This is a genomic window from Shigella sp. SIG3, assembly GCF_053555855.1.
In genome coordinates, this window is record NZ_JBQZXE010000030.1 from 25,315 (window position 1) to 33,477 (window position 8,163).

The following is an 8,163-nucleotide window of genomic DNA, read 5'->3' on the forward strand; positions in this document are numbered from 1 at the left end:
AATGCGGTTGTTTATTGCCGAAAAACCGAGTCTGGCGCGCGCCATTGCTGATGTCCTGCCCAAACCGCACCGGAAAGGCGATGGCTTTATCGAGTGCGGTAATGGTCAGGTGGTGACTTGGTGTATCGGTCACCTGCTTGAGCAGGCGCAGCCAGACGCCTACGACAGCCGCTATGCGCGCTGGAATCTTGCGGATTTGCCGATTGTCCCGGAAAAGTGGCAATTACAGCCACGACCCTCCGTGACCAAACAACTTAACGTCATCAAACGCTTCCTGCATGAAGCCAGCGAAATCGTTCACGCCGGGGACCCGGATCGTGAAGGGCAATTGCTGGTGGATGAAGTGCTGGACTATCTGCAACTGGCACCGGAAAAGCGCCAGCAGGTGCAGCGTTGCTTGATAAACGACCTGAACCCGCAGGCGGTTGAGCGGGCGATCGACCGTCTTCGTTCCAACAGTGAGTTTGTGCCATTGTGCGTTTCTGCGCTGGCGCGAGCGCGTGCCGACTGGCTGTACGGCATCAATATGACCCGTGCGTATACCATTCTCGGTCGCAATGCCGGTTATCAGGGCGTACTTTCCGTGGGACGCGTGCAGACACCCGTGCTCGGGCTGGTGGTGCGCCGCGATGAAGAGATTGAAAACTTCGTGGCGAAAGACTTCTTTGAAGTCAAAGCACATATCGTGACACCTGCCGATGAGCGGTTTACCGCTATCTGGCAACCGAGCGAAGCGTGTGAACCGTACCAGGATGAAGAAGGGCGCTTGTTACATCGTCCACTGGCGGAGCATGTGGTTAACCGCATTAGTGGTCAACCGGCTATTGTCACCAGCTATAACGATAAACGGGAATCAGAATCCGCGCCGCTGCCGTTTTCGCTTTCGGCGTTGCAGATTGAAGCGGCAAAACGCTTCGGTCTGAGCGCGCAGAACGTGCTTGATATCTGCCAGAAGCTGTACGAAACGCACAAGCTAATCACTTATCCGCGTTCCGATTGTCGCTATTTGCCAGAAGAACATTTTGCCGGACGCCACGCGGTGATGAATGCCATCAGCGTTCATGCACCGGATCTGTTGCCGCAGCCAGTGGTAGATCCAGATATACGCAACCGCTGTTGGGATGACAAAAAGGTCGATGCGCACCACGCCATCATCCCGACCGCACGGAGTTCTGCGATCAACCTGACGGAGAACGAAGCGAAGGTCTATAACCTGATTGCCCGTCAATACCTGATGCAGTTCTGCCCGGATGCGGTGTTCCGCAAGTGTGTTATCGAACTGGACATTGCCAAAGGCAAATTTGTCGCTAAAGCCCGTTTTCTTGCTGAAGCAGGCTGGCGCACGCTGTTAGGCAGCAAAGAGCGCGATGAAGAAAACGACGGCACGCCATTGCCTGTGGTGGCGAAAGGCGATGAGTTGCTGTGTGAAAAAGGTGAAGTGGTAGAGCGGCAAACCCAGCCGCCGCGCCATTTTACCGATGCAACACTGCTTTCGGCGATGACCGGGATCGCGCGCTTTGTGCAGGACAAAGATCTGAAAAAGGTCCTTCGTGCGACCGATGGTCTGGGGACAGAAGCAACCCGTGCCGGGATTATTGAACTGCTGTTCAAGCGTGGTTTTCTGACCAAAAAAGGGCGCTATATCCACTCCACCGACGCCGGAAAAGCGTTATTCCATTCGCTGCCAGAAATGGCGACGCGACCGGACATGACCGCGCACTGGGAATCGGTGCTGACGCAAATCAGCGAAAAGCAGTGTCGCTATCAGGACTTTATGCAGCCGCTGGTGGGGACGCTATATCAGCTTATTGATCAAGCCAAACGTACGCCGGTGCGGCAGTTTCGCGGCATTGTGGCTCCGGGCAGTGGTGGCAGTGCTGATAAGAAAAAGGCTGCACCGCGTAAACGTAGTGCGAAAAAAAGTCCGCCAGCAGATGAAGCCGGAAGCGGGGCGATAGCGTAAGCGAGCGAATCTTTCGTGCTATTCGAGTCATATTCTGAAATATCCAGCGGATCAAGAAAATTCGTTGGATATTTTTTTGCATGGATAAAATTATCGCCTCTAAAGTATGTAATAACAGGGAATGTGATGAAAAAAGTTTTATTACAAAACCATCCTGGGAGCGAGAAGTATTCTTTTAATGGCTGGGGAATATTTAATAGTAATTTTGAACGGGTGATTAAAGAAAATAAGGCCATGCTGCTTTGTAAGTGGGGGTTTTATTTAACATGTGTTGTCGCTGTAATGTTTGTATTCGCAGCGATAACATCCAACGGTTTGAATGAAAGAGGCCTGATTACCGCGGGATGCTCTTTTCTTTATCTATTAATTATGATGGGGCTTATTGTTCGGGCCGGTTTTAAAGCAAAAAAAGAACAACTACATTATTATCAGGCTAAAGGTATTGAGCCGCTCAGTATCGAGAAGTTACAGGCGCTACAATTGATCGCACCTTATCGATTCTATCATAAGCAATGGTCTGAAACGCTAGAGTTCTGGCCGCGAAAGCCTGAACCTGGCAAAGATACCTTCCAATATCATGTGCTTCCTTTTGACTCGATCGATATCATCAGTAAAAGACGCGAGTCTTTAGAGAATCAATTGGGTATCGAAGATAGCGAAAGTTATTGTGCCTTAATGGAGCATTTTCTTTCTGGCGACCATGGAGCCAATACCTTTAAAGCAAACATGGAGGAAGCCCCAGAGCAGGTTATCGCCGTGTTGAATAAATTTGCTGTTTTTCCCTCAGACTATATCTCTGATTGCGCTAATAATCGCTCCGGTAAATCCTCGGCGAAGCTAATATGGGCGGCGGAATTATCATGGATGATCTCGATATCAAGCACAGCTTTTCAAAACGGGACAATTGAAGAAGAACTGGCCTGGCATTATATAATGCTTGCTTCTCGAAAGGCGCACGAGTTGTTCGAAAGCGAAGAAGATTATCAAAAAAATAGTCTAATGGGATTTCTTTACTGGCATATCTGCTGCTATCGCAGAAAGTTAACGGATGCTGAACTTGAAGCGTGTTATCGTTACGACAAGCAGTTTTGGGAGCACTACAGTAAGAAATGCCGTTGGCCCATAAGAAATGTTCCCTGGGGAGCATCATCCGTTAAATACTCATAAACGCCTGAAATTTTGCCGGGGGCGCTGCGCTTGCCCGGCCTACATTAGAGCGTAACTGCAATGAATTGTGCCCATCTGTAGGCCTGATAAGCGTAGCGCCATCAGGCATTTACAACTTAAATCACACCCTGCGCCAGCATCGCATCGGCAACCTTCACAAAACCGGCAATGTTCGCGCCCTGCACGTAGTTGGTTTGCTCACCTTCACCACCATGCTCAACACAGGCATGGTGGATATCCAGCATGATGTGATGCAAACGTGCGTCAACTTTCTCGGCTTTCCAGCCCAGGCGCGCAGCGTTTTGTGCCATTTCCAGGCCCGACGTTGCTACACCGCCAGCATTAGCCGCTTTACCCGGTGCAAACAGTACGCCTGCCTGCTGGAACAGTTCAGTCGCTTCGATGGTGGTCGGCATATTTGCCCCTTCAGCGACGGCTTTAACGCCATTGGCGATAAGCTGATGCGCGGTGTCAACATCCAGTTCGTTCTGGGTGGCGCAAGGCAGGGCGATATCAACCGGTACAGACCACGGCTGTTGGCCTTCGAGATAGACCAGACCAAATTCTTTGGCGTAATCTGCCACTCGACCATCGCGGCTGGCTTTGATTTCGATAAGACGTGCCAGTTTCTCTTTCGTGAATCCGCTTTCATCAACTACAGTGCCGCTGGAGTCTGACGCAGTGATCACACGAGCACCAAATTCCATCGCTTTTTCGATAGCGTACTGGGCGACGTTGCCGGAGCCAGAAACGGAAACGCGCATCCCTTCAAAACCCATACCGTGGCGTTTTAACATTGCTTCTGTGAAATAAACCAGACCGTAGCCGGTAGCTTCCGGGCGAATAAGACTACCGCCAAATGAAAGGCCCTTACCGGTGAAGACGCAGGCGGTATTGTTGGAGAGCTTTTTCATCATCCCCGCCATAAAGCCGACTTCACGACCACCAACGCCGATATCACCTGCCGGAACGTCGGTATCCGCGCCCAGGTGGCGATACAGTTCAGTCATCAGCGCCTGGCAAAAACGCATCACTTTACCTTCGCTTTTTCCTTTCGGATCGAAATCGCTGCCGCCTTTACCACCGCCCATCGGCAGGGTAGTCAGGGCATTTTTGAAGGTTTGTTCAAAGCCGAGGAATTTGAGAATGGAAAGGTTAACTGACGGATGGAAGCGCATACCGCCTTTGTACGGGCCGATGGCAGAGCTGAACTGCACACGCCATGCACGGTTGACCTGTATCTGGTTGCGATCATCAACCCATACCACGCGAAACTGGATCACGCGCTCCGGTTCAACCAGACGCTCCAGTAATGACATCTGGCGATATTTTGGATTTTGTTCAAGAAAAGGCCAGAGTGTGGTCATTACTTCACGAACGGCTTGCGCGAACTCGGTTTGATTCGGGTCGCGCTTTTGGACATGGTTGAGGAATGACTCCAGAGAATATGTCTGATCCATAGATATAAAAACCTTATATATTAATACGATTGTGCTTATGTTGTTTATGTCATGTGCTTTTGCAGTTTTCGACTATACCATCAAGAATGTGACGGTAAGCAAGAAAAAAATGACCCAGGAAAGCAAATTAATAACGAGAGTAATCTCATAACCAAATGCGATAACTCAGACGCTAAAGTTTTGCCACCCGGCTACCGTTATCAGTAGCAGAGACAATAACGTTAAGGAGTTCCCTGTGAGTCGAGCATTGTTCGCCGTAGTATTAGCATTTCCATTAATTGCACTGGCTAACCCGCATTATCGTCCGGACGTGGAGGTAAACGTACCGCCAGAAGTGTTCAGTTCAGGCGGGCAGTCAGCGCAGCCCTGTACTCAGTGCTGCGTTTATCAGGATCAAAATTATTCTGAAGGGGCGGTAATTAAAGCCGAAGGAATACTGCTGCAATGCCAGCGTGATGACAAAACCCTTAGCACTAATCCGCTGCTCTGGCGGCGCGTAAAGCCATAAACGCCTCTAATAATGGAATGTCAGCAGGGGCCAGCGGATATTGCAGCGCCTCTTCAGGTGAGCACCAGACCAGCGCCTGATGTTCATGTGCCTGTAACGTCCCGTGGAAGTCGGGTACGTGCCAGGCATGAAGATGGATAATCCGGCCCGAAACTTCTCGCTGATGGCTGGCAACATACTCACCCACAGTTGCTTCGATGTCCAATTCTTCGTTTAACTCACGCACCAGCGCCTGCTGCTGGCTTTCATCCAGCTCGACTTTACCTCCGGCAAACTCCCATAATCCCGCCTGATCGCTCTGGGCGGGGCGTTGCGCGAGTAAAATTTTGCCATCACGTTCAATGATGGCGGCAACAACTTCAATCATTTTCATAAATTACACACGGGCAGATAAGCGAAAAATGCCATAATATCCGCACTGTTGCTCAATCAGAAAGGCTTTATATTTAAGGAGTGCCTGTGCTAGACCGCCATCTTCATCCCCGGATTAAACCGTTGTTGCATCAGTGCGTGCGGGTTCTTGATAAATCGGGCATTACGCCAGATGGTTTAACATTAGTGGGATTTGCCATCGGCGTGCTGGCTCTGCCGTTTCTGGCGCTGGGCTGGTATCTGGCGGCGCTAGTCGTCATTTTGTTGAACAGGCTGCTTGATGGTCTGGACGGTGCGCTGGCGCGGCGCAGAGGGCTTACCGACGCGGGCGGCTTTCTTGATATTTCTCTCGATTTTCTCTTTTACGCGCTGGTGCCGTTTGGCTTTATTCTTGCTGCACCGGAGCAAAATGCGCTGGCAGGCGGCTGGTTGTTGTTTGCGTTTATCGGCACGGGCAGCAGTTTTCTCGCCTTTGCTGCACTGGCAGCAAAACATCAGATTGATAACCCCGGTTATGCACATAAGTCGTTTTACTATCTGGGGGGATTAACCGAAGGCACAGAAACGATCTTACTGTTTGTGCTGGGATGTTTATTCCCTGCATGGTTTGCGTGGTTTGCGTGGTTTGCGTGGTTTGCGTGGATCTTCGGTGCGTTGTGCTGGATGACGACCTTTACGCGGGTGTGGAGTGGGTATCTGACGCTGAAGTCGCTCCAGCGTCAGTAATTGCAATGTTATTTGCTACTGCCCGGGCCGCGTTCACCGGTTGCAACCGGATTTTTTGGATCGCTGCTCCATTCGTACCAGCCGCCGTCATACACGGAAACATTCTTCCAACCCATGGCGCGTGCGTACATAAAGGTTTCGGACGCGCGCCAGCCGGTGCCGCAGTAGAATGAAACTTGCTGATCTGGTTTGATATTCCATGCTTTCCACATAGCGGTAATATCATCGGCGCTACGCATGGTGCCATCCGGGTTATGGAAATCTTCCATATGCGTCGAGTCGCTACCAGCGTGTCCCCAACGTGCTCCGGCTATTTCACCTTTTGGTTTAATATAGCTGTAACCGCTGGTCGTACCGATAAATTCTGGCCACGAACGAATGCTCACCAGCGATGCATCCTGGCGATGCAGCAGTCCACGGGCCTGTTCCATATCGAGCATCAACTGCGGTTGTGCCGGGATCTTCACGCCGAAATCTGGTTCCGCTTTCACTTTCGGTGGCGTTCCTCGCTCAACAGGCAGTCCCGCGTCGGACCAGGTTTGCCAGCCGCCATCCAGCAGACGCACATCTTTCACGCCTGCGTAGAGCATAATTTGCGCCACACGCGCTCCAGCGTATACGTCACGCCCGTACAGAATGACCGTGGTGTCATGGCGAATGCCGTGTTTTGCCAGCATCGCTTTTAGTTGTTCATCAGAAACTTTGTTCCACAGCGGTTCGCTTTCCACTTCGTTGGTATCGATGTAGTCAGCGCCAGGAATATGGCTGATAAGGTAAAGCTTAGGAGCGCCCCAGGCCGCTTCAATGACTTTCCAGCCACCGACAGGTTTCGCCGTAACCTCTTTACCTTGTTGCAGGTCATGCAGCCATTGCGGATAAACCAGCTGCTCAAAGTGCGGCAGTTTTTGTAGACGGGAAGGTTCGCTTAGCGCGTCACTCAGAATGGAGATATGCGTAAAACCTGCTTTTTGCAGTCGCGTTTTGACGGCGTCGACATCTTTGCCATTACCGTACAGCGCCACCGGGGCATCGGCTTTCAGGTTATGTTGCTTGATCCACGCGTTGAGCTGTTCGGTGCTCATTTTGTCGAGCCAGCTAGCAGAGAGGTTTAAGGCGGCAGGTTCATGACCAGAAGGGCCATTTAAGGTTTGTGGCCAGCCGTTATAAAACGCGCTGGGGCGAGTATCTATCGCTTTGCCATTTTGTTGCTGAAGTTGGTCAAGTGTAAGAGGCTTCGCCAGTTCAGCGGCCCACGAAGAAGCGCAAGCCAGCCCTAAAGCCATTGCCAGCGCGGTCATTTGAGAAACACGTTTCATCGAAAATCCCGACATTATAGTTTTGAGTGCGCCATTCTGAACTGACGCATTGAGAAAAACTTTGCGTTATCGCAGTTTGTTGTAATTTTCTGACCACTGCGCCATATCCAGAACAGAACTATCAGCAGGAACATCCTGGAGATCGTGCGTTACCTGAACGACGGGGATCGCCAGGGCGCGAACTTCGCTGAACACCCACTGGCGAAAATTATCGCGCAGAGCCACATCAAGACGGCTGAATGGCTCATCCAGGAGTAACGCTTTTGGCTGGGCGAGAAGGGCGCGTAGTAGAGCAACGCGCGCTCGCTGACCGCCAGACAAAGTGGCAGGATCCTGATGGAAAGCTCCGTCAAGGCCTGAACGCTCAAGTGCATCATTCACGGCATTACGTCGGGCATTCCCCTTAAGTGTCGCCGGTAGCGCCAGCAGTAAATTTTGCCCGACGCTGAACTGGTCAAATAACAGTGCATCCTGAAAAAGAATGCCAATCTGACGCTGTGCGGTGGGTAGCATGTCAATCCGTTGCTCATTGAGCCATAGCTCACCTGTACAAGAAAACTGTCCGGCCAGTGCACCAATCATCCATGAAAACAGAGTGGATTTTCCACAGCCAGATGGCCCCATTAACGTGACGATGTCACCTTTATCAAC

At 51.2% G+C, this 8,163-nt stretch carries 8 protein-coding genes; 4 read left to right on the top strand and 4 right to left on the bottom strand.

Annotated elements, in window-relative coordinates; genetic code table 11:
* Position 1: 1 nt before the first annotated feature.
* Positions 2-1,963, top strand: coding sequence for a DNA topoisomerase III (gene topB / locus ACUU1I_RS08175; RefSeq protein WP_001235813.1), 1,962 nt, complete (start codon positions 2-4; stop codon positions 1,961-1,963).
* Between the two features lie 126 nt (positions 1,964-2,089).
* Complete coding sequence (locus ACUU1I_RS08180; protein ID WP_000756954.1) at positions 2,090-3,130, top strand: DUF1266 domain-containing protein; 1,041 nt, start codon at positions 2,090-2,092, stop codon at positions 3,128-3,130.
* A gap of 116 nt (positions 3,131-3,246) precedes the next feature.
* Here ACUU1I_RS08180 and gdhA read toward each other — a convergent pair whose 3' ends face one another.
* The gene (gene gdhA, locus ACUU1I_RS08185) at positions 3,247-4,590 is read right to left on the bottom strand and encodes an NADP-specific glutamate dehydrogenase (protein ID WP_000373025.1); all 1,344 of its coding nucleotides are present in this window, start codon (positions 4,588-4,590) and stop codon (positions 3,247-3,249) included.
* A 235-nt stretch (positions 4,591-4,825) separates the two neighbouring features.
* Between gdhA and ACUU1I_RS08190 the strand changes: the two genes are divergently transcribed.
* The gene (locus tag ACUU1I_RS08190; RefSeq protein WP_000085238.1) at positions 4,826-5,098 is read left to right on the top strand and encodes a YnjH family protein; all 273 of its coding nucleotides are present in this window, start codon (positions 4,826-4,828) and stop codon (positions 5,096-5,098) included.
* Here ACUU1I_RS08190 and nudG read toward each other — a convergent pair.
* Positions 5,064-5,471: a CTP pyrophosphohydrolase gene (nudG, locus tag ACUU1I_RS08195; protein WP_000781873.1), complete on the bottom strand. Its 408-nt coding sequence runs from the start codon at positions 5,469-5,471 to the stop codon at positions 5,064-5,066. The two genes, ACUU1I_RS08190 and nudG, sit on opposite strands and share 35 nt — an antisense overlap.
* An 86-nt stretch (positions 5,472-5,557) precedes the next feature.
* Here nudG and ACUU1I_RS08200 point away from each other — a divergent pair, with 86 nt between their 5' ends.
* Complete coding sequence (locus tag ACUU1I_RS08200) at positions 5,558-6,196, top strand: CDP-alcohol phosphatidyltransferase family protein (protein ID WP_005115361.1); 639 nt, start codon at positions 5,558-5,560, stop codon at positions 6,194-6,196.
* A gap of 8 nt (positions 6,197-6,204) precedes the next feature.
* Here the strand turns inward: ACUU1I_RS08200 and ynjE are convergent, their stop codons facing one another.
* Complete coding sequence (gene ynjE, locus ACUU1I_RS08205) at positions 6,205-7,512, bottom strand: thiosulfate sulfurtransferase YnjE (RefSeq protein WP_005068814.1); 1,308 nt, start codon at positions 7,510-7,512, stop codon at positions 6,205-6,207.
* 66 nt (positions 7,513-7,578) lie between these two features.
* A partial coding sequence (locus tag ACUU1I_RS08210) for an ATP-binding cassette domain-containing protein (protein ID WP_449144826.1) occupies positions 7,579-8,163 on the bottom strand: 585 nt, incomplete at its 5' end.

What these genes read in the sequence shown, in the direction of transcription:
- ynjE (WP_005068814.1), bottom strand. Translation starts at nt 7,512, where the DNA reads ATGAAACGTGTTTCTCAAATGACCGCGCTGGCAATGGCTTTAGGGCTG.
- ACUU1I_RS08180 (WP_000756954.1), top strand. Translation starts at nt 2,090, where the DNA reads ATGAAAAAAGTTTTATTACAAAACCATCCTGGGAGCGAGAAGTATTCT.
- gdhA (WP_000373025.1), bottom strand. Translation starts at nt 4,590, where the DNA reads ATGGATCAGACATATTCTCTGGAGTCATTCCTCAACCATGTCCAAAAG.
- topB (WP_001235813.1), top strand. Translation starts at nt 2, where the DNA reads ATGCGGTTGTTTATTGCCGAAAAACCGAGTCTGGCGCGCGCCATTGCT.
- nudG (WP_000781873.1), bottom strand. Translation starts at nt 5,471, where the DNA reads ATGAAAATGATTGAAGTTGTTGCCGCCATCATTGAACGTGATGGCAAA.